This window comes from Aeromonas sp. s11, from assembly GCF_040907945.1.
Taxonomy (GTDB): Bacteria; Pseudomonadota; Gammaproteobacteria; order Enterobacterales; family Aeromonadaceae; genus Aeromonas; species Aeromonas veronii.
Genome location: NZ_JBFOCU010000023.1, coordinates 38,999 through 63,205 on the forward strand (window position 1 = coordinate 38,999; position 24,207 = coordinate 63,205).

Consider the following 24,207-nt stretch of genomic DNA (forward strand, 5'->3'; position numbering starts at 1 on the left):
AACCTCAGTTGATAATATTGGGGATGGCCAGCGTGAAGGGGGCGATGGGCGCCTCAAACTGCTGACCAGAGCCATCTTGCAGGGTATAGCTCCCTTCCATCACCCCAAGCGGGGTATCCAGCGGCACGCCGCTCTGGTAGCGGTAGGTCTCACCTTCGGCAATGACGGGTTGTTCCCCGACCACGCCCGGGCCTGCCACTTCCTGCATCTTGCCATTGGCATCGGTGATGAGCCAGCGCCGATGCAGCAGTTGCACCGGGCCTGGCCCCAGATTCTCAATCTCGATCAGATAGTGAAACTGGTAAGGGTCTTTGGAGCCCGCCACATACACGGGGTATGGGCGGATCTCGATGTGCGGGAGTGCCACAGGATCAGGCCTGTTGCTGATCCGCCAGCCAGTTGGCGATCATGACAAACTGCTCGAGGGAGAGATTCTCCGGGCGCAGGTTGCCATCGATACCAAGCTCGGTCAGCTGGGCGTCGGTGATGAAGTTGGAGAAGCTGTTGCGGATGGTCTTGCGACGCTGGCCAAAGCCCTCGGTACAGACGCGATTCAGACAACGAATGTCTTTTGCGACTATGGTCGGATTCTTGTGCGGGATCAGGCGAACTACGGCAGAGTCCACTTTCGGCGCCGGTTTGAAGGCGCCCGGGCCCACTTCCAGCACAGGCACTACCTGACAGTAGTACTGGGTCATCACGCTCAGACGGCCGTAAGCCTTGCTGCCCGGGCCGGCGGCCAGACGCAACACCACTTCCTTTTGCAGCATGAAGTGCATGTCTTCAACCCGGTCGGCAAATTCGCACAGGTGGAAGATGAGCGGGGTGGAGATGTTGTAGGGCAGGTTGCCGAAGATCCGCAGCGGCCCCTTGCCTTCACCCATCAGGGTGCCGAAGTCGAAACGCATGGCATCCGCTTCGATGACGGTCAGCTTGTCTTTGAGAGTCGGGTGCTCGCGCAGGCGAGCTGCCAGGTCCCGGTCAAGCTCGACCACGGTCATTTTGTCCATCTGGGCGGCAACCGGCTCGGTCAGCGCGGCCAGACCCGGACCGATCTCCACCAGATTCTGACCCGGCTGCGGGTTGATGGCGGCGACGATCTGATCGATCACATACCGGTCGTGCAAGAAGTTCTGACCGAAACGCTTACGGGCCGTGTGGCCCATGTGCACCTTACTGCTCATATCTTTTTTTCTCTACCATCTTGATGGCGTGGTTAATCGCGGTGACAAGGCTGCCCGAATCCGCCAGGCCCTTGCCTGCCAGATCCAGCGCGGTGCCGTGATCCACCGAAGTGCGGATGAAGGGAAGCCCCAGAGTGATATTGACCGAACTGCCGAAGCCCTTGTATTTGAGCACTGGCAGCCCCTGGTCGTGGTACATGGCGAGTACCGCATCCGCATCCTTGAGGTATTTCTCCTGGAACAGGGTGTCGGCCGGCAACGGGCCGACCAGATCGATCCCTTCCTGGCGCAGGGTGGCCAGGGCGGGTTCGATCACGTCAATCTCTTCACGTCCGAGATGGCCACCTTCCCCTGCATGGGGGTTGAGGCCGCAGACGTAAATACGGGGTTTGGCGATACCAAACTTGGTGGCGAGATCCTCGTTGAGGATCCGGATCACCTTGCCGAGGCGATCCTCGGTGATGGCCATCGCTACATAGGCCAGCGGAATATGGGTAGTCGCCAGTGCGACCCGCAGCCCCTCGGTTGCCAGCATCATTACAACATCGGCGGTGTTGGATTGCTGGGCAAAGAACTCGGTGTGGCCGCTGAACGAGACCCCTGCCTGGTTGATGATCCCCTTGTGCACCGGCCCGGTCACCACGGCGGCAAATTCGCCGCTCATGTTGCCATCGCAGGCACGCTGCAGGGTCGCCAGCACATAGGCGCCATTGCCTTCGTTCAGCTCGCCCGGCACCACGGGGGCGCCGAGGGTGACCGGACAGACGGTCAGGGTGCCCGCCCGCTGCGGATGAGCAGGGGCGGTTGCGTCATAGGGCTCAAGCTCGATGGGCAGCCCCAGCAGGGCTGCCCGCTCGCACAGCAGCGCCGGATCGGCGATCACCACCAACTGGTGGGGCCAATCCTGCTGGGCAATCTGCAGCACCAGATCCGGGCCGATCCCGGCCGGTTCGCCCGGGGTAACGGCAAGGCGACGGCAGCTCATCAGCTACCGGCTCCTTCGATCTGGATGTAGGCCTCGTCACGCAGCTCATCCAGCCACGCCTGGGACTCTTCCACGAAGCGGCGATTGTAGATCAGCTGGTAGGCGCGCTGCTCCTGAGCCTTGTCGGTCGCATCCTGGCTGCGGCGATCTTCCACCTGCACGATGTGCCAGCCGTGGCTGGTACGGAACGGGGCACTGATCTGGCCCGGTTGCAGACGGTTGACCATGTCGCGGAACTCGGGGACATAGACGTTGGGATCAGACCAGCCCAGTTCGCCACCCTGCACCGCAGAGCCCGGATCTTCGGAGTACTTCTCCGCCATGCTGGCGAAGCTTGCCTTGCCGCTCTTGATGTCGTGCAGAATGCCATCCAGCATCCCCTTGGCTTTCTCTTCGCTCAGGATGATGGAGGGCTTGATCAGGATATGACGGGCCTTCACCTCGGTCTGCATCACTTGCTGCTGACCCTTGGTGTCGAACACCTTGACGATGTGCAGGCCGGCACCGGAGCGCAGCGGGCCGACGATGTCGCCCTTCTTGGCACCCTGTACCGCTTCCGCCATCAGGGTCGGCATCTCTTGCGGGCTCATCCAGCCCCAGTCGCCCCCTTCCAGCGCCTTGGGACCGTTACTCTCGGCAATGGCCAGTTTGCGGAAGTCGGCACCTTGCTTGAGGGCGGCCAGAATGCGCTCGATCTTGCTCTTGGCGGCATCCAGCTGGGCGGCGGTGGGGTTGTCCGGCAGGGCAATCTGGATATGGCCGACATGGTATTCGTTCTGCTGTTGACCCTGTTTCTTCAGGATCTCTACCACCTGCTTCACTTCCTGCTCGGAGATGTTGATACGGCGGCGCACCTGGTTGCGGCGCACCTCGTTCATCAGGATCTCGCGGCGAACCTCTTCCCGATATTGGGCATAGGTCATCCCTTCACGGGCGAGCTGGGCCCGCAGCTGATCCAGGGTCATCTTGTTGTCGGCAGCGATGCCCTGAATAGCCTGTTCCAGCTGGGTGTCGCTGATCTTCAGCCCCTGGCGCTCCGCCAGTTGCAGCTGCAGGCTCTCCTGGATCAGCCGATCCAGCGCCTGTTTGCGCAGGGTGGCATCGTCAGGCAGGGACTGGCCGCTCTCCTGGGCGGAGAGTTTTACCTTGTTGACCAGTGCGTCCTGTTGGCTGGACAGCACCACGTCCTTGTTGACCACGGCCAGAACCTTGTCCATCAGCTCGGGCGCAGCCAGTGCGGCCTGGCTCATGGCGCCGAACATTCCCGCGGTCAGCAGGGCAATCAGGGTCTTTTTCATATCCATCTCTCAAGGCTGGGCCAGCATCATTGCTGGCCTTTCAGATTAAACGGGCGAACATAGGGCAACAGCTCGGTATCCAGGGTGACGCTGCGGCCACCGGTACCCACGCTGCCAAGTCCCTTCATTTCAAACTGCAGACCAATGACTTTTTCCGAAGTGGGTTTCAGGGTGACGTTGTCCGGCTGATTGTGCCACTCCAGGCTCATGTTGATGCTCCAGCAGCAGGAGTCGTATTTGACACCGATCTTGCGGTCAATGTTCACATCCTGCTTGATGTCACGGTAGTAACCGCCATACATCTGCCACTGATCGGCGATCGGCGCCATCATCACCAGACCCGCCTGGCTCAGATCTTCTGCCAGCGCCGTGTTGGTCGGATAGCGATAGTCCAGGTTGCCATCCTTGATGTAGCGGTAGTTGACCTGAGTGGTCAGCTTGCCGGTTCGGTACTCGACTGCACCGTTGCCAGCCGTAAATTCACCCTCGGAGGTATCGTACTGGGTCCCCGCGTGGGCAAACCACTCATCGGTGATCCGGGCATCCCCCTCGAACGAGAGCAGGGAGCGGGCGTTGGTGCTTTCCGGATTTGAAGGGTAGAGGCGCACCTTGGGTGGTGTCATTTCGAAGGCCTGGGCCACCGCCAGACGCAACCGTTCATCACCCACATTGTCATAGACCCGGCTGGTCAGGCCAACGGTGACCCGATTGGCATCGCTGATGCGGTCGAGACCGGCAAAGCGGCGGTCACTGAACAGGCTGTAGTAGTCCTGACGGGTGGTGGTGGAGTCGTAGATCCCGATCTCGTCCTGATTTTTGTAAGGGATATAGAGGTACTGGAACTCGGGTTCCAGGGTTTGGGTGCCCTTGCCATCATACCAGTCGAGCGGCCGATCGAAGTTGACGCCCCCCTTGAGGCGGAAGGAGGGCAGAGTACGGGTAATAGTGCCCTCTTTCAGGGTCAGCTGTTTGCTGTCTGCATCGGTGAAGCGGCTGCGGTCCTGGCTAACCAGATTATCGGGTACCTCCTGGTTGTAGGAGGTAAACATCAGCTTGTACTGACTGGTCAGGTAGTAACCCGGTGCATCCACCAGGGGCACGGTCAGGGTTGGTGCCAGATGCAGGCGGGTGGCGGTATAGCGCTCACCTGCTTGCAAAGTGTCGGCACTTCCACTGTCATAGCCAAACTTGGTCAGTTCACTGTTCCAGGCCAGATCGAACCACTTGCCCTGCTGATAGTAGTTGTAGTCAATACGCGGCAGCATCTCGTGGGGCAGCAGCGCATATGGGCTCAGGATTTGGTAGCGGCGCACCTCGGAGGTGAGGTTCCAGTTGTGCTGGTAGTAGCCGGCGGTAAAGGATTGCTGCAACTGACTGTCGACCTGAGTGCCCACTTGCGGGCTGAAGTCGTTGAAGTAGTTGTAGTCCTTGTCGCGCACCTGGGTGTAGTCGATACCAAAACGCAGGCTGCCATCCATCAGGGTGGAGCCGTGTCGGACGTTCATCAGGTAGCGATGGCCATCGGACAGGCCAGCCAGACTCGGATTGCTCGGGCTGTACTGCTTGTCATCCGTCAGATTTTCAAAATAGAGGGTGCCGGTGTGGGCGGGGTCCGGCATGTAGCGGAACTCCACCTGTTCCATCAGGCCGCGTTTATCCATAAAACGGGAGGTGATGGTGGCATCGTAGTTGGGAGCTATGTTCCAGTAGAAGGGCTGGGTGATATCCATGCCGTTGCTGGAGCTCTGCTTGTAGCCCGGGTAGAGCAGACCGGTCTTCCGCTCATCCTTGATGGGGAAGTTGATATAGGGGAAGTAGAACACCGGGTAGTCATAGAGCCAGAGGCTGGCGTTCCAGGCTTCGCCGAACACCTCTTTCTGGTCGATGTCGATACTGCCCGCCTTGAGGGTCCACACTTCCTGACCGGGGGGGCAGGTGGTGTACTGGGCACCCTCCATGGTGATGTTCTGGTTGTTGTTGGTCATCACCACTCGCTTGGCAAAGCCGCGCACCGGTGAGCCATGCACCTGATACTTGCCCTCTTCCAGTTCGGAGTTCTTGGTATCCAGGTTGGATTTGAGGGTCTTGTCGCTGGTGACGGTCACCTGACCGTCGTTGTAATAGATGTTGCCGATGGCGATGACATCCCGGCTCTTCTGATCGAGCTGGGCATAGTCGGAGTCAAACTTGCGAACACCCTGACGAACCTTGACGTCGCCTTCATAGACGGCGGTGCCGCCCTGTTTGGCCTCGAGACGGTCAGCATCAACCTCGACCGGCTGTGCGTTGGCATCCTGATCCGATGCAGGCTTCTCTATCTTGGGAACATAGTCATAGCAGAGACTATCGAGAATGCCGGTGGCTGGCGGCGCTTCGAACGGGGCCGCCTGCACCATCATAGAGGTGAGTGCGGGGGCCAGGCTGATAGTCAGGGCGATGGGATAGCGGTACCCCAGTGTCCATTTTGTCATGTGAAAGACTCGTGCAATCCGTGATAGATACGGTTGATCCAAGGCATGCATTTTACGACAGGTTTCATCGAGTTGACATTGCATGTCATTGCTTTATGTTAGCCGGCAATGATAAAGCATTATTGCGGCCAGGGCTAACAGCCAAGTGCTGCTTTCCACCTTGGTCCTCTACTTATGCACGATCGCGATTCCCTGCTATTGCAGTGGGCACGCCGTATTTCCGGTGATGCCAATCTTCAGTTGACCCTCATTTCCGGTGATGCCAGCTTCCGCCGCTACTATCGCGGTGGTGGTCTGGTGTGGGTGGATGCCAATCCGAAAACCGAAAAAAATCATGAATTTGTTCGTAACGCGGCCGCCTTGCAGGCGCGTCAGCTGTTGGCGCCAGAGGTGAAGGCGGTGGACTACGAACAGGGGCTGCTGGCGGTCAGTGATCTGGGCGATACCCAGCTGATCAGCTGCCTGAACGAGCACAACGTGCTGGCCTGGTATGGCAAGGCGATTGATTTGCTGCCCCGCCTGGGGGCGGTTGAACTGGCGCTTGAACCCTTCGATGCGGCTTTTATGGCGCGGGAGAACAGCATTTTCCCCGAGTGGCTGCTGGGTCATCATCTGCAACTGACCCTGAGCCATGAAGAGCAGCAACTGCTGGACGAGACCTTTGCCTGCCTCACCGCCTGCAATCTGGCCCAGCCGCAAGGTGTGATGCATAGAGATTTCCACAGTCGCAACCTGATGGTGTGTGGCGGAGACACTCCTGATAGCAGCGAACTCGCCATCATCGATTTTCAGGATATGGTCATCGGCCCGCTCACCTATGATCTGGTTTCCCTGCTGAAAGATTGCTACGTACGCTGGCCGGACGCGGTGATCGAGCAGGGGATGCAATACGGTTTTGCCACTCTGCAGCATGCGGGACTGCTTGGCGAGCGCGACTACGCCAGTTTCCGCCGCGATGCCGACCTGACCGGTATGCAGCGCCACCTCAAAGCGGCGGGACTTTTCACTCGGCTCTATCATCGCGACGGCAAGTCCGGCTATCTCAAGGATATTCCCCGCACCCTCGGCTACGTGGTGGATGTCTGTCGCACTCATGGTAGTGCCTATCCTGTACTGGCCCGTTTTGGTCAGTGGCTGGAGCAGGTGGTGTTGCCGGGGATCGCCAATGCAGGGGTAAAACCATGAAGGCGATGATCCTAGCCGCTGGCCGTGGCGAGCGGATGCGCCCGCTGACCGACCTGCTGCCCAAGCCACTGTTGGCGGTGGGGGGAAAACCGCTCATCGTTCATCACATCGAAAAACTCAAAGCCGCTGGCGTGACCGAGCTGGTGATCAACCACGCCTGGCTCGGCCACAAGCTGGTCGAGAGCTTTGGTGATGGCAGTGCGCTTGGCGTGACCATCCACTGGTCAGCCGAGGAGAGCGCGCTGGAGACCGCGGGCGGAATCGTGCAGGCGCTGCCACTACTGGGGGCAGACCCTTTTCTGGTCATCAACGGCGATACCTGGCTCGATCTCGATTATCACACTCTGGTCAGTCAGCCCCTTGGCGATGATTTGGCCCACCTTTGGCTGGTGCCCAATCCGCCCCAGCACCCGAACGGGGATTTTGCCCTGCAAGAAGGGCGAGTCGTGGATACGCCAGCGTTTACCTTCAGCGGGGTCGGACTATATGATCCGGCGGCCTTTGCCGGTCTCGCGGGCGGCGCCCGCAAGCTGGCGCCCCTGCTGCGTGACTGGATGGCGCAAGGGCGGGTGGGCGGCAGCCTGCTCGCTGGCGAGTGGCGTGATATCGGCACGGTCGACCGTCTGCGCGAGCTGGATGACCAGCTCCAGGCCCGCACTCATTAACTTCAAGAGGTCTTGAACCATGCGTATTTGGGGTAAGGTGCTGGGCGCCTTCTTCGGTTTTCTGCTCGGCAATATCATCGGCGCCCTGATTGGCCTCTGGATCGGCCACCGTTTCGACCGTGGCATGGGGTTGCAGGGGGCGTTTCGTCGCGGCCCGAGTCAGGAGCAGCAAGCAGTCTTTTTCCATGCCACCTTCTCGGTGATGGGTCACATCGCCAAGTCCAGCGGCCAGGTGACCGAGCAGGAGATCCGGGTTGCCTCCAACCTGATGGATCGGATGCGGCTGGTGGGTGAACAGCGTGCCCGGGCGCAGGAGTCGTTTCGTCTCGGTAAGGAGGCCGACTTCCCGCTGCGCGAAACCCTGGCCGAGTTCCGCCGTGCCAGTCTGGGGCAGCGCGATATTCTGCGCTTCTTCCTCGAGGTACAACTGCAGGCGGCCTTTGCAGATGGTCGGGTAGAGGAGGGCGAGCGCGCCATTCTGCACACCATTGCCGACGAGCTGGGTTTCAGCCGCATCGAGCTGGCTCGCATTCTGGCAATGGCCGAGGCGCAGATGAACTTCTTCAATCAGGCTCATGGCCAGTATCAGGGGGGCCATTCCGGTGGTCAGCAGTATCGGCAGGCGGCACCCTCTGCGGATCGCCTCAAGAATGCCTACCAGCTGCTGGGTGTGAGCGAGAGCGACAGCGATCAGGATATCAAGCGCGCCTACCGCAAGGAGATGAGCAAACATCACCCGGACAAGCTGGCTGCCAAGGGGTTGCCGCCGGAGATGATGGAGATGGCCAAGGAGAAGACCCAGGAGATCCAGCAAGCCTGGGAGTGGATCCGCGAGGCCCGCGGCATCCGGTAAGCGCCAACGTCAGGTTGGAACAGACAATAAAAAGCCCCGCAGCAGTGCGGGGCTTTGCTTTGCCGTGTGGCGTAGGCCGGGTTATTTGGCCGGAATCGCTTCCAGCACGTGCACCAGCAGTTGCCAGAAACGCTCGACCGCCGGGATATGTACCTTCTCGTCAGGGGAGTGGGCACCGCGGATGGTCGGGCCGAAGGAGACCATGTCCCACTCCGGATAGGCGCTCTTGAACAGACCGCACTCGAGGCCGGCGTGGATCACCATCACGTTGGGCATGGTGCCGAACAGGGTCTGGTAGCTATTGCGTACCAGCGCCATGACGGGGGAGTCCACGTTCGGCGCCCAACCCGGGTAGGCACCGGTGAATTCGCAGCTGGCGCCTGCCAGGGTGAACAGGGAGCGGGTCATCTGCTCGATGCTCTCGCGGCCGGAGTCGATCAGGGAGCGGATCAGGCACTGGACGTACACTTCGCCATCCTGAGTCTTGATGACCCCCAGGTTGGTAGAGGTTTCGGTCACGCCGGGCATGGCATCGCTCATGCGCATCACGCCGTTCGGGCAGGCCATCAGGGCATCCAGCAGGCGCTGTTGCAGGGAGACGCTCATCAGCTTGGCCGGTTTGGCGGCGCTGTTGACCAGCACGGTCAGGTTCGGCTCGGTGGCGGCCAGTTCGGTCTGGTAGATCCCGGTGTAGCGGTCAACCAGCGCCTTGAACTCGTTTACGCTGGCAGCGGGCACCAGCAGGGTGGCGCGGGCTTCGCGCGGGATGGCGTTGCGCAGGGTGCCGCCGTGGATCTCGGCCAGACGCACACCCAGCGGCTCGGCTGCTTTGAGCAGACGCACCAGCAGCTTGTTAGCGTTGCCACGACCGCGATGGATATCGCAACCGGAGTGGCCGCCACGCAGCCCTTTCACGGCCAGCTCGAATGCTTCGCCTTCGCTGGCGTCAACCAGCTCGAGCGGGAAGCGGATATTGGCATCCACACCGCCAGCGCAGCCCATATAGACTTCGCCATCCTCTTCGGAGTCGGTGTTGAGCAAAATTTCGCCCTCCAGCCAGCCCGCTTCCAGACCGAATGCGCCGGTCATGCCGGTCTCTTCGTCTGTGGTCAGCAGCACTTCCAGCGGACCGTGCTTGATGGTCTTGTCAGCCAGCACAGCCAGGCAACCGGCCATACCGATGCCGTTGTCGGCACCCAGGGTGGTGCCACGGGCCGTGACCCACTCGCCATCTATATAGGCATCGATGGGATCGGTCGCGAAGTCGTGTTTGGTGTCGGCGTTGGCCTGCGGCACCATGTCGATGTGGGCCTGCAGTACCACGGCTTTGCGGTTTTCCATCCCCGGGGTGGCCGGTTTCTTGATGATGATGTTGCCGACCTTGTCCTGCTTGACCGCCAGACCTTCCCCTTGAGCCCATTGGATGATCCAGGCGCTCAGTTTGGCTTCATGTTTGGAAGGGTGGGGAATGGAGCAGATCTGTTCGAAGAAATGCCAAATCAGTTTGGGAGAGAGAGAGCTAAGCTGTGCCACGTCGGGACTCCTTACCAGCACGGAATTAACAGGGCCCCATCAGCGGGCCGGGGAAGAGGATAACGATAATACAGTCAATCACACAAAAATGTGAGCAATCAGCGCAAATCGCAGGCAGCTTGTGCTGGCTGATGGCAACCAGGCAGTACGATCGTCAGGTTCGGACGACGCTGACCGATATAAAAGAAAATGTGTGACCGATCTCACAAAAATATTGAATTTAACGCACCGACTGGTAAATTAGCTCCCGTGGTTCGCCACCCGTCAGGATGACGATGAAAGCCTCCAGGGAACCGAAGCAAAGCAAGTGCGCCTCCATGGAACCGAGTGTTCGTTCAAGGATTTGAGCCCGCATTAAAGGTACGTAACTTGTTAAGCAATCAGGAGTTTCAATATGCCAGGCAGCAACTCAACCTATTGGTTTGCCCCTTCTTTGTATACCCAGGGTTTCAGCTACCCTAACCCCTTCGTCACTCGTCGCTAAGACGAGCTGCCCAACCAGGCAGAGGCGAGAAAGCAGCAGGTGCGTGAGGTAAATCCTCCCCCTGCTATTTTTTTATCTGCGATTTGCCGCACAGCCCATTTGGACTCGGCAGCAGGGACGGCAGGTTAGTCGTTTGGCGCTCTAGATGTGCCGAATGGAGAGGGTGATGCCGATTTTTCCTGTTTTTGGCATACGTTTGCCAGGCATTTTCTCTGCAAACGGTGCTATCATATCGGCCCAACAGCCTGTCCGCGGTTTGGACACATCATCTAACCGATCGCCGGATAAGCCCATCTTGCTTCCATTGTTATCAGATTTGCTGCCGAGGCTTAGCCCTGAGGCAGCCGAAGTGCAATCTGAATTCAGTCGGGCAAGGGCCGCCATTTACTGGCATCCGCAGGGATAATTGCGGATGTTGTTATTTTAAGTGATTGTTTTTAAATAACTATTCGAGATCGATAACATGCCGAAAAAGTTCTATGTGTCGTGGGACAACCTGCAACGTGAAGCTCGCCGTCTGGCCCGTCGTCAGCTGCCTGTCAGCCAGTGGAAAGGTATCATCGCGGTCAGCCGTGGTGGTCTGGTGCCCGCAGCCCTGATGGCCCGTGAACTTGGCATTCGTAATGTGGAAACCCTCTGCATCTCCAGCTATGACCATGACAGCCAGCGCGAGCTGGTGGTCGTGAAGGCTGCCACCACCGCCGGTGACGGCGAAGGCTGGCTGGTGGTGGAAGATCTGGTGGACACCGGCACTACCGCCAAGGCGATCCGCGAGCTCTATCCGAAAGCCAAGTTTATCGCGATTTTCGCCAAGCCGATGGGCGAAGCGCTGCTGGACGATTTCGAAGTGGCGATCCCGCAGGATACCTGGATCGAACAGCCGTGGGATATGGCACTGGAGTTCGCCACACCGATCTGCGACGAAAAGTAACGGGATCGGGATGTGACGCTCGCTGCGTCCATTGGTCGCAACCGGCAATAATGGTTTCACAGGGCTCCAATTCGGAGCCCTGTTTTTTTGTGTATCAATCTGTTGCAGGGTGGCTGATGGGCAGTAAAAGTGGTTAAGATGAGCTATTGCCTGATATGAATGGGATACTATCTTGGACTTGAACGAAGACCTAAACCTGACCGAACAGCTCTTTACCCGCGTCAAGAAGGTATTGGAAACATCCGAGATCTCCAACTCCAGTCCGGCTGATCTGGCGCAAGCCGAGTCAGACGAGATGTTTATCGATGGCTCCATGTCAAAGAGCTGGTATCGCCTGCTGCGCCGCCCCTCCTGGACTTGGCAGGGGGCTGATCCCATCGAAGTGGAGCAGACCTTGGCCCGTATCGCCATGGCGACCGGCGAGCGCACCCATGACTGCTATCTCGATACCATCAAGGGCTATGTGCCCGGCAACTGGATCTACGAGTGGAGCCAGGTGGCTGGCAACTATTTCAAGCAGGGCCGAGAACTGCGCGAGAAGGGTGATCCTTCTGGCGCCTTGAAACAGCTGCTCAAGGCGGTGCGCTACTACTCCATCGCCAGCTATCCCCATCTCAAGGATGACGAGCTGGCGGATCAGGCCCAGCTACTTGGCAACATGGCCTATCGCGAGGCGGGTCGCCTGTTCAAGGTGCCGCTCAAAGAGATCCAGGTGCCTTTTCGCGGCAAGCATATTCAGGGTTATCTCCACCTGCCGACGACCGAAAAACCGGTGCCGCTGGTGATCATCAGCGGCGGGATCGACTCCCTGCAGCTCGATTTCCTCAACTTCTATCTCAAACGGCTCGAGCCCAACGGCATCGGCATGCTCTCCCTCGATATGCCCGGGGTCGGCTATGCCGAGCATTGGCCGCTGGTGCAGGATACCAGCCGCCTCCATCAGGCGGTGCTCCATTACCTCTCCGAAGTGGCCTGGGTCGATCATCAGCGTATCGCCATGGTGGGGATGCGTCTGGCGGGCAATATCGCGGCCAGACTGGCCTTTATCGAACCGTTCAAGCTGCGCACCGTGGTTTGTGTCGGCGCCGGTGTCAATCAGGTGTTTACCAATCAGGAGCTGTTTGCCAAGTGTCCGCGCATGATGCGGGATAGTCTGGCCAACCGGTTGGGGGCTGATGCGGCGCAGTGGGATGGCATGCGTACCAAGTGCCAGGTATTTTCACTTAAAACACAAGGATTACTGGGGACTCGCACCTCTGTGCCGATATTGAGTATTGGACACAAGCGAGATTTTATTTGTCCCGAGCAGGATGTACGGGCATTGGCGGCGGCCAGTCGTAACGGTAAGGCCATCGTATTCGACAAACAGCCTTTGCTGGAGGTGTATGACAAGGCGCTGGACGAAATCGTCGAGTGGCTGAAACAGCATTTGTGTACCTGATATTGCGCTAAAGAACTGACGCCATCCCGAGGTGGCGCGGCTTGTTTAACAGGGAGGTTAACATGTCTGAAAGAGTGACCTACAAGCGACTGCTGAGGCAGTTTGCTGCCATTGGCCCCTATTTGCGCGAAGATCTCTGCGAAGAGGGGCGTTATCGTTTCGACTGCCTGTCGGTCTGTGTCAGCGCCAAGCCGGCGCCGGACAAACGGGAGTTCTGGGGCTGGTGGCTGGTGCTGGAGCAGGACGATCACCATTTCCGTTACCACTATCAGCTCGGTTTCTACAATGCTGATGGTGAGTGGCTGGACAAGCCGATCCCCAAGAAGCACCAGGTAGAAGTGGAGCGGACCCTCAACCGTTTCTACAAGCTCATCAGCGACAAACTGACGGCTCTGGAGTGTCAGTTAGCGCCAGCGGATCAGGTCACCAATGAGTTGACCGTGACCGCTGCTTGATCCCTGATGCCCGGCGAGCAGCATCCCGCTGTTTGCCGGGCCATCAGTCAGCCATCTCCTCTTCCGACCGCAATCATCCGGGCCTTTGCTTCATCTCCTCACCCCCGGCGTTAATTGCCTTGCAGGGCACCATGGCCGTGGGTATAAAGATATTCCTTACTTTTTAGCCTTTATGCTCCCATGGAAAACAGAACCATAGTCGTCAAGTTGGGCACCAGCGTGCTCACAGGGGGGTCTTCCCAGCTCAATCGTGCCCATATGGTCGAGCTGGTCAGACAGTGTGCGGCCTTGCACCGTCACGGCCATCGGGTCGTGGTCGTCACATCAGGGGCTATCGCCGCCGGGCGTGAACATCTGGGTCACCCGCCACTGGCGCCAACCCTGCCCAACAAGCAGATGCTGGCGGCGGTTGGTCAGACCCAGCTGATTCGGGTATGGCAGGATCTGTTCAACCTCTACGGTCTGCATATCGGCCAGATGCTGCTGACCCGCGCCGATCTGGAAGATCGGGAGCGCTACCTCAACGCCCGCGACACCATGCGCACCCTGCTCGATCACCGCATTATTCCGGTGATCAACGAAAACGATGCGGTGGCGACCGCCGAGATCAAGGTCGGCGACAACGACAACCTCTCCGCACGGGCCGCCATTCTGGCGGATGCGGATCTGCTGATCCTGCTGACAGATCAGAAGGGGCTCTTTACCGCCGATCCGCGCACCAATCCGGATGCCCAGTTGATCGAAGAAGTGCAGACCATCGACGATACCCTGCGCTCGCTGGCAGGTGACAGTGTCAGTGGCCTCGGCACCGGCGGCATGGCTACCAAGCTGCAGGCCGCCGATGTGGCGCGCCGCGCCGGCGTCAACGTGGTGATCGCGACCGGCCAGATGCCGGAGGTGATTGGCCGTCTTGCCAAGGGTGAGCGGATTGGCACCCTGTTTCCCGCGCTGGCGTCCCCGCTGGAAGGACGCAAGAGCTGGATCCTGGCAGGCCCACCTCCTCACGGCGAAGTGCATGTGGATCCGGGCGCAGTGGCCGCCATGAAGGAGAAAGGCTCCAGCCTGCTGCCCAAGGGGATTGTGGCAGTCAAGGGCGATTTCATTCGGGGCGATGTGGTGCGTATTCTTGATCCCAAAGGCGCCGAGTTGGCGCGCGGTATCTGCCGTTACGACCATCTGGAGCTGGATAAACTGCGCGGCGTCCACTCGGATCAGATTGAGCAGGTACTGGGCTATGGATATGGTTCAGTAGCCATCCATCGAGACGATATGGTGCTGCTCTAATCAGGGCGGCACAGCATGAACAAAGGGAAATGAGATGAGTCTGGAGAAAATGGGGCAGGCGGCCCGAGAAGCCGCCTATCAGCTAGCTACCATCAGCACGGCGCAGAAGAATCGGGCGCTGGCCGCCATCGCCGACGAGCTGGAGGCGCGCAGTGAGCAGATCCTCGCCGCCAATGCGAAAGATATCGCCGCCGGCCGTGAGGCAGGCTTGTCAGAAGCCATGCTGGATCGCCTGCTGCTCAATCCGGCCCGGCTGGCCGGGATTGTGGCGGATGTGCGCAAGGTGATCACGCTGGATGATCCGGTCGGTGCCGAAATGGATAGCCGGGTGCTGGAGAGTGGCCTGCGGCTCTCCCGTCGTCGGGTGCCCATCGGGGTTATCGGCGTCATCTACGAGGCGCGCCCCAACGTCACCATCGACATCGCCAGCCTCTGCCTCAAGACTGGCAACGCCAGCATATTGCGTGGCGGGCGCGAGACCTTCCACTCCAATCTGGAGCTGGTGCGGGTGATCCAGCATGCGCTGGCGGCCTCCGGTCTGCCCGAGGCGGCGGTGCAGTACATCGACAACCCGGATCGGGCGCTGGTCGGCGAGTTGCTGCGTCTCGACCGCTATGTGGACATGATCATCCCCCGTGGCGGTGCCGGCCTGCACAAGATGTGCAAGGAGAACAGCTCCATTCCGGTCATCATCGGCGGGTTCGGTATCAGCCATATTTTCGTCGACGAGAGTGCCGATCTGGTGCGCTCTCTGGCGGTTATCGACAACGCCAAGGTGCAACGCCCCTCCGCCTGCAATGCCCTCGATACCCTGCTGGTGCACGAGAAAGTCGCTTCGGCTTTCCTGCCGCAGCTGGTGACGCTGATGAACGAGCGCAAGGTGACGCTGGTGGCCGCGCCCAATGCCATGACGCTGCTGACTGGCGCCGACAACTTGTGCGAGGCAGGGCCGGAGGATTTCGATACCGAGTGGCTCGGGCTGACGCTGGGGGTCAAGTTGGTGGCAGACGTCAACGAAGCGCTGGCCCATATGCGCGAGCATAACGCCGGCCACTCCGATGCCATCCTGACCAACGATCTGGGCAATGCCGAGCGTTTCGTCAATGGCGCCGGTTCGGCGGCTGTCTATGTCAACGCCTCCACCCGTTTCACCGATGGTGGCCAGTTTGGTCTGGGCGCTGAAGTGGCGGTGTCGACCCAGATGCTGCACGCCCGTGGCCCCATGGGGCTGACCGAGCTCACCAGCTACAAGTGGGTAGGGCAGGCCGATTACCTCAGCCGCGCCTGATAACCGGTTGTGTCAGATACAAAAATGCCGACCACAGGGTCGGCATTTTTGTTCGCGTGCATCGCACCGATACCACGCTGTGCGCTATTCCTCGGGGTTATTCCCCGTGATAGAGCGCCTTGTCACCGGACTTGAGCACATAATCCTTCCAGGGGAAGAGGATGTAGTCGCCACCCTGCCACGACCAGTTGCCCTCCACACCTTGACGGGTCAGCAGGTGCTGCTCGCCGCTTGGCAGATGCAATTCGGCCTGCGTCTGGTCGGCATTGAACATCACGAAGGCGCTGCTGGTCTGGCTGGCATCGGTCGGATTGAGCCGGATACCCTCTTCAAACAGGCGCACACATTTGCCAGTCAGCGCTGACCACTGATAGCCCGCACTGCCGATACAGCCGTGGCTGTCGCGATCGCCGCCCACCAGATGTTGTTCCGGTGTACTGCATGCCGCCAGCAGCAGAGAGGCGGCCATCAGAGTCAAGGTGCGCATGGTTACTCCTGAAGATCCCGTTCGATGACGATGTTGGAGAATCCCAACTCTTTGAAGTAGTTCTCCTGATAATCCTTCACGCTTTTCTTGTCGCGGCGACAAACCTGAGCCAGCTGGGCCTCCATGGCGTGAAAACTGGTGAGATCCAGCCCTTCGGCAGCTGCGATGGCATCGTAGATGCTGCGGAACTTGTCGTTCGCGTAGCCGATCTCTTTGGCCTGTTTTTTATAGGTGTACGTAATCTTAAAGGCCATCTTGCCCTTCCTTCTTCGATTTGGCTTGCTTGCGCTGGACGTAGAGGTAGAGGCTTTCGACCTTCTCCCGAGCCCAAGGGGTCTTGCGCAAGAACTTCAGGCTGGACTTGATGCTGGGATTATCGGTGAAGCAGCGGATATTGATCTGCTGCCCCAGCTCTTCCCAGCCATAGTGCTCGACCAGTGCGGTGACGATGGCTTCCAGCGTCAGCCCGTGCAGCGGGTTGTTTTTCTGCGAGGCGTTCGGTTGCTCGCTCATGCCTGCTCCGCCAGCTTGGCAAAGGGCTGACCCATGCGGGTAGTGACCCCGTTGGCCAGATGGGGCTCGAAACCGGCCAGCATGCCCGGTCCAAACAGGCAGACCACGGTGCTGCCCAGCTTGAACAGGCCCATTTCGGCGCCTTTTTGCAGGGTAATGGCCTCGTCGCCGGTGTAGTCCCAGCGCACCACCTTCTTCTCTTTGGTCGGCGCAATGTTACCGGCCCAGATGGTTTCGATGCTGGCCACGATAGTGGCACCGACCAGCACCAGCGCCATGGGGCCGTGCGGGGTTCGGAAGGTGGCGACCACCCGCTCGTTGCGGGCAAACAGGTTAGGCACGTTTTCGGCGGTGAGCGGGTTGACGGAGAAGAGATCCCCCGGCACGAACACCATGCTCTCGAGCACGCCGTCCAGCGGCATGTGGATGCGGTGGTAATCCTTGGGCGCCAGATAGATGGTGGCGAAGTCGCCATCCTTGAACGGCGCAACCAGATCCTCATAGCCGCCCAGCAGCTCGCGGGCGCTGTAGTCGTGGCCCTTGGCCTGGATGATGCGACCCTGCTGGATCGGGCCGAGCTGGCTGACGGTGCCATCCACCGGCAGCGCCAGAGTCATGGCATCTTCTACCAGGGGGCGGATACCGGGCTTGAGCTCGCGGGTGAAGAACTCGTTGAAGCTCTTGTAGTGGGCCGGGCTCTCGTGCAGCGCCTCACTCATGTCGACCTGATACTGCTTGATAAAGGCCTCGATCACTTTGGTGGTGATGTTGCCCGCTTCGGCGGCGGCAAACTTGCCGATCAGACGGGAGAGGGCGTGCTTGGGCAGACAGTATTGACCGGCAATTTTCAGGTTGTCAGTAATGCTCATGTTCATCATCAACGTAGGTTTATTAGGGTCACAGGCGCGCTTGCTGGCGACCGTGACGGGCTTCCTGCATGGTTTCCAGGATGCGGTGATAGTTGTGGAAGCGATCGGCGCTGATGGCGCCCGCGTCGACCGCGGCGCGCAGGGCACAGCCGGGATCGTCCTTGTGGGTACAGTCGCGGAACTTGCAGCCACCCAGATAGTCACGGAATTCGACGAAGCACCAGGTGATGCGGTCGGCCTCCAGATGCCAGAGGGCGAACTCGCGGATCCCGGGGGAGTCGATGAGATCGCCACCGCTCGGGAAGTGGTAGAGCCGCGCCGTGGTGGTGGTGTGCTGGCCGAGTCCCGAGTTTTCGGAGATCTCGCCGGTGAGTACATCCAGCCCCGGCATCAGGGCGTTGGTGAGCGACGACTTGCCCACTCCGGACTGGCCAACGAAGATGCTGATCTTGTCGGTCAGGGCTGCCTTGAGTTCATCCAGCCCTTCGCCGCTCTCGCAGCTCACCAGCAGCACCTCGTAATTGAGCTTGCGGTAGGTTTCGAGCTGGCTTTCGATGCGCGCTCTGGCGGCATCATCGAGCATATCGACCTTGTTCAGCACGATGAGGGGGCGGATCTCCACATCCTCGGCGGCCACCAGATAGCGGTCGACGATGTTGGTGGAGAACTCGGGCATCACCGCCGAGACGATGATGATCTGGTCGATATTGGCGGCGATGGGTTTGACACCGTCGTAGAAGTCCGGTCGGGTCAGTACCGAGTGGCGTGGATGCACCGCCTCGATGACGCCCGCTGTCGCGGCATTGAGGCCGGGACGCCACACCACCTTGTCGCCACAGACCAGACTGCTGATGCTGCTGCGCCGCAGGTTGCTGCGGTGGATGGTGCCATCGACCGCTTCCACGTCTGCGTGCTGACCAAAACGGCTGATCACCACCCCTTCGATGGCGGGGCCAAACAGGGTGTCATCCACCACTGTGGTGTGATCTTTTTGCAGCCGCCGTTCGCGGTTGGCCTGGACGCGCCTTTGTTGACCCAGATTGAGTTTTGCTTTCTTTGCCACTCGATTCGCCAGTTTATGAACAGATCCAAAGCCAGTATGATACATGCAAATTGGCAAAATTCCGCCATTCCTCCCAATAGAGAGAGCAATCATGACAGTCAGCGCGCAGAACCTGGTATGGATCGACATGGAGATGACGGGTCTCGACCCCGAAGAGAACGTGGTACTGGAGATTGCCACCATAGTCACCGACAAGGATCTGAACGTACTGGCCGAAGGGCCGGTCATCGCCATTCATCAGAGTGATGAAGAGCTGGCCAAGATGGACGACTGGAACGTCAACACCCATACCAAGAGCGGTCTGGTCGCTCGGGTCAAGGCGAGTCAGCACGATGAGGCGAAAGCCATTGCCGAGACCCTCGAGTTCATTCGCCAGTGGGTGCCGGAGCGAACCAGCCCGCTGTGCGGCAACAGCATCGGTCAGGATCGCCGCTTCATGGTCAAGCACATGGCCGAGCTGGAAGCCTTCTTCCACTACCGCAACGTCGACGTCAGCACCATCAAGGAGCTGGTACGCCGCTGGCAGCCGGAGTTGCTGGATCAGTTCAAGAAGAGCGGCACCCACCAGGCGCTGGACGATATCCGCGAATCCATCGCCGAGCTGCAGTTCTATCGCAGCCACGTCTTCAAGATCTGATTCCCCGGCAAGGGTTTGTCATACTCTGGCTGCTAAAATCGACAGTTCGGCCAGCTTTTGAGCGAACGCGCGCAACCAGACAAAAAAGCCCTTGCAATTGGAATGACTGCTCTTATAATTCGGCTCCCGTACAGTAGCGCAAGCAACCAAATGCTGTACGGCCTGTTTTAAGGTAGTTGCGGGAATAGCTCAGTTGGTAGAGCACGACCTTGCCAAGGTCGGGGTCGCGAGTTCGAGTCTCGTTTCCCGCTCCAAAAATCTGATGATGACACTGGTGCAAACCAGCCCGATGCGGGAATAGCTCAGTTGGTAGAGCACGACCTTGCCAAGGTCGGGGTCGCGAGTTCGAGTCTCGTTTCCCGCTCCAATCATCAGCCAGCCTCAAGACAACCAAATTGTTGCGGGAATAGCTCAGTTGGTAGAGCACGACCTTGCCAAGGTCGGGGTCGCGAGTTCGAGTCTCGTTTCCCGCTCCAAAAAATTTGTAAGTGATATTCCGATGCGGGAATAGCTCAGTTGGTAGAGCACGACCTTGCCAAGGTCGGGGTCGCGAGTTCGAGTCTCGTTTCCCGCTCCAATCACTTGCAGATGACATTCTGTTGCGGGAATAGCTCAGTTGGTAGAGCACGACCTTGCCAAGGTCGGGGTCGCGAGTTCGAGTCTCGTTTCCCGCTCCAAACATTTGTAAGTGACATTCCGTTGCGGGAATAGCTCAGTTGGTAGAGCACGACCTTGCCAAGGTCGGGGTCGCGAGTTCGAGTCTCGTTTCCCGCTCCAATCACTTGTAAATGACATTCTGTTGCGGGAATAGCTCAGTTGGTAGAGCACGACCTTGCCAAGGTCGGGGTCGCGAGTTCGAGTCTCGTTTCCCGCTCCAATCTCTCTTCGAAGTTTTCATAATCCCTTTGAATTGCCCTTCACATCGCGTTGCGATGCTTTGTCGTATCTGGCGTTTACTAGGCGCGTCTCTACCACCTCCTGCCAACAGGAAGGCGATGTGGGCTCATGGTGCGGATTGTACGAGGCAAGCGGTTGTGACAGGTGGTGGGGGGCGAGAATTGCGGGCAAAAAAGAGGAGGGGCCTTGGCTCCTCCTGCATGATTCACTGGCGCGGGCTTAAACCAGAGTAACGTTTTCAGCCTGAGGGCCTTTTTTACCCTGGGTCACAGTGAACTGGACTTTTTGACCTTCAGCCAGGGTTTTGAAACCGGTGCTCTGGATGGAGGAGAAGTGAACGAATACGTCCGGACCCTGGGATTGTTCAATAAAGCCAAAACCCTTGGTTTCGTTGAACCATTTTACCTGGCCGGTGCGAATGTCAGACATGTGCTAAATCCTATCAATAACAAAATGAAACTAAGCCCGTGCTGGGCTGCATTTGCCTTGCAAGCAGGGGTTGGCTCATGACTGACCACGTCTCTTTGTCCCAGTAGCACGCAGAACAATCCCTGTCTAAAGCACAAACGATTGTACGTTAGCGCCGATCCTTGTCAATTTGACCCCTTTCGTTTTTTGAACAAGCTAAAAATATTGTGAAGTCAGTAGCTTATTTGAAGATATTTGACTGAAAAAAACGGGAGGCCAGCGCCTCCCGTTTTGTTATTCCTTGAGGGCGAACCCTTCGCCTTGCCGGTCGTAGCGGTAGACTGCCTGACCGTAGGAGCGGATCTCCACCCGCTGGATGCGGCGGGTGTCGTCCACCAGGATGAAGATAGAACGGCCCGATTGCAGGCGGGTCAGGGGACGATCCGGCCCCTCGATGGCGATCAGGCGGCTCAGCTCGGCACCCGGCAACTCGAATTTACGCCAGATGGAGTAGAGGGTCTCACCCGCCTGCACATCGTGTTGCAGCCAGGTGCCGTTGACCTTCTCTTCGACCGGCTTGGCTGTCGCGGGCGCACCGCCTGCCGCGCCACTGCCGACAGTTAGAGCTTGAGCAGGCACGGCCAGCGGCACTTCCAGTGAGCCGGAAGGGGCGGCTTTGGGGGCGGATGGTGCCGGCTCCCAGGCCAGTACCAGCAACCAGAGCGGGATCAGGAGCAGCAGACCTATGGTGTTTTTGCGGGGCAGCGGGCTGGACAGCTTGAATTTGCCTGCTTTGGCATCCTGGCGGCGTTGGCCGAGGTTGCTCATCCCTTGGCCAAAACGTTGGCGCAGGGACAGGGTCGCGGCATTGATGCGATGGAGCAGGGATCCTTGTGATTCGTCTTGGCGACGCTGCTGGGCTCGTCTGTTATGGCCTCGTGGGCGACGGTCCGGGGTGGGCACGGCATTTACCTCTCACTACATTGCCTGCCATCAGGCAAATTCGTCGCCTATGGTAAACGGACTCGCCCCCGAGGGGGAGAGTCCTGATGCGGAAAATTATCAGCTGAGACGAAATTGACCCAATAATTGCTGCAATTTGTCGGCCGCCTGACGCAATGCCTGACTGGCTTTGGCCGTTTCGGTCGCATCCTGAGCAATGTCGTTGGCCAGTGCGTTGGTTTTTGACAGGTTGCCGGAGACGGTTTCTGAGACCGAGCTCTGCTCTTCGGCGGCGGAGGCGATCTGATAGGTCATGTCGTTGATGGTGGAGATGGCCTGGTAGATGCTGCCAAGCGCCTCTTCCGCCAGATCCGCCTCGCCCACCGCCTGATGGGTCAGCTGCTGGCTCTGGGTGATGGCGTTGACTGCATTGGTGGAGCTGAGGCGGATCTTCTCTATCAACTCCTGGGTGTTCTGCACCGCCTGCTGGGTATTGCCCGCCAGTTTGCGCACTTCGTCGGCGACTACCGCAAAGCCGCGGCCCTGTTCGCCAGCCCGTGCAGCCTCGATGGCGGCGTTGAGGGCCAGCAGGTTGGTCTGATCGGCAATCCCCTGAATGACGGTGAGGATGCTGGTGATCTGGGCGCTGTCGTGGGCCAGCCCTTCCACCACTTCGGCCCCTTTCCCGGCTTCCGCCGCGACCTTGTGCATCGACTGGATCACCTGCTGGAAGCGCTCCTTGCCCTGATCGGCCGCGCTTTGCGCCTGTTTGGCCGAGTCGGCGGTGTTGTTGGCGTGGGTGGCGACCTCCTGACTGACGTAGGACATCTCCTGTACCGCGGTCAGCATCTGCTCCATCTCCGCCTGATGGTGCTGCAGGTTGTTGTCGGTCTGACCGGCGATGCGGTCGGTATCACCGGCATGGCGATTCACTTCGCTTGCCGTTTTCAGCACATCTCCGAGCAGCCCTTGCAGCTTGTCGATAAAGCGGTTGATCCCCTTGGCGAGATCCCCCAGCTCGTCGACAGATCGGGTTGCGAGGCGCTTGGTGAGATCCCCTTCACCATCGGCGATGTCATCCACCAGGCTGACCATCTGACGGATGGGGCCAGTGATGCTGCGGGCAATCACCAGCATGGTGGCCAGCGCCAGCACCAGTACGATAACGGCGCCCACCAATTGCTGGGTCATGGCGGCCTGGTTCATGTCGCTCAGCTGGCTTTCCAGTTGATCGGCCCCCGCCAGCACCACCTTGTAGGGCAGGGTGACGATGATGGCCCAGTTGCGGCTCATTCCCGGAACAGAGATTGGTACAGAAATACGCAGATTGTCGTTGAGCTCTTCACGTTGCTCCTGCTGTTGCAGGTACTGTTTCCAGTTGTTGCCCAACAACTCTTTGGCATGCTTACCCAGCATATTGTCATTGCCGCTGGTACCTGTAATCACACCAGCTGCGCTGACGATCAGGGTCTCCCCTTGGCCATCATAGATGTTGTTGTTGAGGCTCTTGGCCTGCTGGTTAAGGGCAGTAACCTCAAGATCGACGCCGATGATCCCCTTGAAGTCTCCGTCAATAAACAGTGGGGATGAGATGGTACTCAGCATGACTTGCTTGCCATTGACATCAAATACATAGGGATCGATAAGGCATGCACTTTTATGCTGTTGGGGGCAACTGTAATAGTCGTTGGCTGGGTTACCGAAGCTGTCGGTATCCGTTTTGGTAATGGAGTAAAGCAGGTCTGTGCCTATAGACCCCCCATCACGGTAGTAATAGGGAACAAACCGGCCATTACTGTCACTGCCCAGCTCCTTCTGGCCGACATAATTACTATCTTGCTCGTCCAGTGCATTGGGCTCAAATCCCGCCAAGACGCCATATATCTGAGGGTCTGTGGTCAACGTCTTTTTCATTAGCGCAACAACATTGGGGCGCGTCAGTGGTAGCTCCTTGGAAATGGCCAGTTGAACCACTCCTGCAAGTTGTTGGTCATATGCCAATGCCTTTTGTAGCAGTTGGGTGATGGTGGCCGCTTCGGCGCGGGCATTGGCGCTGACCTTCTGCCAGGCCTCCTGCTGCAGCGCTTCACGGCTGGAGCTGATGGTGAGTTGTTGAGTCTGCTGACCCGAGTATTGGTTGAGCAGGATCAGGATGACCAAGGCGGTGGTCATGGCGATCCCAGCCATCACTAGAATGCGATTCTGGATAGAACGGAACTGCATCGTCTCTTCCTTTTTAGTAGCGGTGTTATTTGGATATCGACCGAAGCCGACAGTGGTTGTAGCAAATAGGAAATAGAACTTCTGTTTTGCGATCCCCTTCAAATATCAGGC

The 24,207-nt window shown here is 58.9% G+C and carries 23 protein-coding genes and 7 tRNA genes; 16 read left to right on the forward strand and 14 right to left on the reverse strand.

The genetic code is table 11. From position 1 onward, the window contains the following. Nucleotides 1-4 precede the first annotated feature (4 nt). The 5 genes from apaG to lptD are packed head-to-tail and all read right to left on the reverse strand — an operon-like array spanning nucleotide 5 to nucleotide 5,938. A complete protein-coding gene (apaG, locus tag AB5Y84_RS05100; RefSeq protein WP_368176499.1) occupies nucleotides 5-367 on the reverse strand; it encodes a Co2+/Mg2+ efflux protein ApaG in 363 nt (120 codons plus the stop codon). Between the two features lie 4 nt (nucleotides 368-371). Further along, nucleotides 372-1,184, reverse strand: a complete 813-nt coding sequence (gene rsmA, locus AB5Y84_RS05105) for a 16S rRNA (adenine(1518)-N(6)/adenine(1519)-N(6))-dimethyltransferase RsmA (RefSeq protein ID WP_005339016.1) — start codon at nucleotides 1,182-1,184, stop codon at nucleotides 372-374. Next, on the reverse strand, nucleotides 1,174-2,169 hold the full coding sequence (pdxA, locus tag AB5Y84_RS05110) for a 4-hydroxythreonine-4-phosphate dehydrogenase PdxA (RefSeq protein ID WP_368176500.1): 996 nt from the start codon (nucleotides 2,167-2,169) through the stop codon (nucleotides 1,174-1,176). Before pdxA ends, rsmA begins: the two co-directional genes overlap by 11 nt. Then, a complete protein-coding gene (gene surA, locus AB5Y84_RS05115) occupies nucleotides 2,169-3,467 on the reverse strand; it encodes a peptidylprolyl isomerase SurA (protein WP_005349338.1) in 1,299 nt (432 codons plus the stop codon). Before surA ends, pdxA begins: the two co-directional genes overlap by 1 nt. 26 nt (nucleotides 3,468-3,493) lie before the next feature. After that, the gene (gene lptD, locus AB5Y84_RS05120) at nucleotides 3,494-5,938 is read right to left on the reverse strand and encodes an LPS assembly protein LptD (protein ID WP_368176501.1); all 2,445 of its coding nucleotides are present in this window, start codon (nucleotides 5,936-5,938) and stop codon (nucleotides 3,494-3,496) included. Nucleotides 5,939-6,112: 174 nt separating this feature from the next. Between lptD and AB5Y84_RS05125 the strand changes: the two genes are divergently transcribed. The 3 genes from AB5Y84_RS05125 to djlA are packed head-to-tail and all read left to right on the forward strand — an operon-like array spanning nucleotide 6,113 to nucleotide 8,641. Beyond that, the gene (locus tag AB5Y84_RS05125; RefSeq protein ID WP_368176502.1) at nucleotides 6,113-7,123 is read left to right on the forward strand and encodes an aminoglycoside phosphotransferase family protein; all 1,011 of its coding nucleotides are present in this window, start codon (nucleotides 6,113-6,115) and stop codon (nucleotides 7,121-7,123) included. Continuing rightward, the gene (gene murU / locus AB5Y84_RS05130) at nucleotides 7,120-7,788 is read left to right on the forward strand and encodes an N-acetylmuramate alpha-1-phosphate uridylyltransferase MurU (RefSeq protein WP_368176503.1); all 669 of its coding nucleotides are present in this window, start codon (nucleotides 7,120-7,122) and stop codon (nucleotides 7,786-7,788) included. Before AB5Y84_RS05125 ends, murU begins: the two co-directional genes overlap by 4 nt. A 19-nt stretch (nucleotides 7,789-7,807) precedes the next feature. Further along, the gene (gene djlA, locus AB5Y84_RS05135; RefSeq protein ID WP_108542563.1) at nucleotides 7,808-8,641 is read left to right on the forward strand and encodes a co-chaperone DjlA; all 834 of its coding nucleotides are present in this window, start codon (nucleotides 7,808-7,810) and stop codon (nucleotides 8,639-8,641) included. An 81-nt stretch (nucleotides 8,642-8,722) separates the two neighbouring features. Here the strand turns inward: djlA and AB5Y84_RS05140 are convergent, their stop codons facing one another. Further along, nucleotides 8,723-10,174, reverse strand: a complete 1,452-nt coding sequence (locus AB5Y84_RS05140) for an aminoacyl-histidine dipeptidase (protein WP_265774649.1) — start codon at nucleotides 10,172-10,174, stop codon at nucleotides 8,723-8,725. A gap of 947 nt (nucleotides 10,175-11,121) precedes the next feature. On the opposite strand from AB5Y84_RS05140, the gene gpt reads away from it, so the two are divergent. The 5 genes from gpt (at nucleotide 11,122) to AB5Y84_RS05165 (ending at nucleotide 16,057) form a co-directional block, all read left to right on the forward strand. Next, on the forward strand, nucleotides 11,122-11,589 hold the full coding sequence (gene gpt / locus AB5Y84_RS05145; RefSeq protein WP_005339007.1) for a xanthine phosphoribosyltransferase: 468 nt from the start codon (nucleotides 11,122-11,124) through the stop codon (nucleotides 11,587-11,589). 172 nt (nucleotides 11,590-11,761) lie between these two features. Continuing rightward, nucleotides 11,762-13,030, forward strand: coding sequence for an esterase FrsA (frsA, locus tag AB5Y84_RS05150; RefSeq protein ID WP_368176504.1), 1,269 nt, complete (start codon nucleotides 11,762-11,764; stop codon nucleotides 13,028-13,030). 62 nt (nucleotides 13,031-13,092) lie between these two features. Beyond that, entirely contained in the window at nucleotides 13,093-13,485 is a 393-nt protein-coding gene (gene crl / locus AB5Y84_RS05155) for a sigma factor-binding protein Crl (RefSeq protein ID WP_005339003.1), read from the forward strand. 180 nt (nucleotides 13,486-13,665) lie between these two features. Next, complete coding sequence (proB, locus tag AB5Y84_RS05160; RefSeq protein ID WP_279497509.1) at nucleotides 13,666-14,769, forward strand: glutamate 5-kinase; 1,104 nt, start codon at nucleotides 13,666-13,668, stop codon at nucleotides 14,767-14,769. 34 nt (nucleotides 14,770-14,803) lie between these two features. Next, entirely contained in the window at nucleotides 14,804-16,057 is a 1,254-nt protein-coding gene (locus tag AB5Y84_RS05165; protein ID WP_368176505.1) for a glutamate-5-semialdehyde dehydrogenase, read from the forward strand. A 97-nt stretch (nucleotides 16,058-16,154) separates the two neighbouring features. On the opposite strand, the gene AB5Y84_RS05170 is transcribed toward AB5Y84_RS05165, so the two are convergent. From AB5Y84_RS05170 to rsgA, 5 genes are read right to left on the reverse strand one after another with little or no spacing between them, the layout of a single operon-like run. After that, nucleotides 16,155-16,544 carry a hypothetical protein gene (locus AB5Y84_RS05170; protein WP_368176506.1) on the reverse strand — a complete coding sequence of 130 codons (390 nt, stop codon included), beginning with the start codon at nucleotides 16,542-16,544 and terminating at the stop codon, nucleotides 16,155-16,157. 2 nt (nucleotides 16,545-16,546) lie between these two features. After that, on the reverse strand, nucleotides 16,547-16,798 hold the full coding sequence (locus tag AB5Y84_RS05175; RefSeq protein ID WP_005338984.1) for a DUF2960 domain-containing protein: 252 nt from the start codon (nucleotides 16,796-16,798) through the stop codon (nucleotides 16,547-16,549). Continuing rightward, entirely contained in the window at nucleotides 16,788-17,057 is a 270-nt protein-coding gene (locus AB5Y84_RS05180) for a VF530 family DNA-binding protein (protein ID WP_005349372.1), read from the reverse strand. Before AB5Y84_RS05180 ends, AB5Y84_RS05175 begins: the two co-directional genes overlap by 11 nt. Continuing rightward, nucleotides 17,054-17,926, reverse strand: a complete 873-nt coding sequence (gene asd / locus AB5Y84_RS05185) for an archaetidylserine decarboxylase (protein WP_368176507.1) — start codon at nucleotides 17,924-17,926, stop codon at nucleotides 17,054-17,056. Before asd ends, AB5Y84_RS05180 begins: the two co-directional genes overlap by 4 nt. Nucleotides 17,927-17,954: 28 nt before the next feature. Continuing rightward, the gene (rsgA, locus tag AB5Y84_RS05190; protein ID WP_041202348.1) at nucleotides 17,955-18,989 is read right to left on the reverse strand and encodes a small ribosomal subunit biogenesis GTPase RsgA; all 1,035 of its coding nucleotides are present in this window, start codon (nucleotides 18,987-18,989) and stop codon (nucleotides 17,955-17,957) included. 91 nt (nucleotides 18,990-19,080) lie between these two features. Between rsgA and orn the strand changes: the two genes are divergently transcribed. The 8 genes from orn (at nucleotide 19,081) to AB5Y84_RS05230 (ending at nucleotide 20,503) form a co-directional block, all read left to right on the forward strand. Further along, nucleotides 19,081-19,626: an oligoribonuclease gene (gene orn, locus AB5Y84_RS05195; RefSeq protein WP_042080584.1), complete on the forward strand. Its 546-nt coding sequence runs from the start codon at nucleotides 19,081-19,083 to the stop codon at nucleotides 19,624-19,626. Between the two features lie 178 nt (nucleotides 19,627-19,804). Beyond that, nucleotides 19,805-19,880 (forward strand) — tRNA-Gly (locus tag AB5Y84_RS05200). 37 nt (nucleotides 19,881-19,917) lie between these two features. Beyond that, nucleotides 19,918-19,993, forward strand: a tRNA-Gly gene (locus AB5Y84_RS05205). A 33-nt stretch (nucleotides 19,994-20,026) separates the two neighbouring features. Beyond that, nucleotides 20,027-20,102: transfer RNA gene (locus tag AB5Y84_RS05210), tRNA-Gly, on the forward strand. A 25-nt stretch (nucleotides 20,103-20,127) separates the two neighbouring features. Then, nucleotides 20,128-20,203 (forward strand) — tRNA-Gly (locus tag AB5Y84_RS05215). A 24-nt stretch (nucleotides 20,204-20,227) separates the two neighbouring features. Further along, nucleotides 20,228-20,303 (forward strand) — tRNA-Gly (locus tag AB5Y84_RS05220). A gap of 24 nt (nucleotides 20,304-20,327) precedes the next feature. Further along, a tRNA-Gly gene (locus tag AB5Y84_RS05225) sits at nucleotides 20,328-20,403 on the forward strand. Nucleotides 20,404-20,427: 24 nt separating this feature from the next. After that, nucleotides 20,428-20,503 (forward strand) — tRNA-Gly (locus AB5Y84_RS05230). Between the two features lie 239 nt (nucleotides 20,504-20,742). Here AB5Y84_RS05230 and AB5Y84_RS05235 read toward each other — a convergent pair. From AB5Y84_RS05235 to AB5Y84_RS05245, 3 genes are all read right to left on the reverse strand, one after another. Then, nucleotides 20,743-20,952, reverse strand: coding sequence for a cold-shock protein (locus AB5Y84_RS05235; protein ID WP_005338972.1), 210 nt, complete (start codon nucleotides 20,950-20,952; stop codon nucleotides 20,743-20,745). A 273-nt stretch (nucleotides 20,953-21,225) separates the two neighbouring features. After that, nucleotides 21,226-21,894 (reverse strand): LysM-like peptidoglycan-binding domain-containing protein, encoded by a 669-nt coding sequence (locus AB5Y84_RS05240; RefSeq protein WP_368176508.1) that lies wholly within the window; start codon nucleotides 21,892-21,894, stop codon nucleotides 21,226-21,228. 99 nt (nucleotides 21,895-21,993) lie between these two features. Further along, entirely contained in the window at nucleotides 21,994-24,096 is a 2,103-nt protein-coding gene (locus AB5Y84_RS05245; protein ID WP_368176509.1) for a methyl-accepting chemotaxis protein, read from the reverse strand. Nucleotides 24,097-24,207 lie beyond the last annotated feature (111 nt).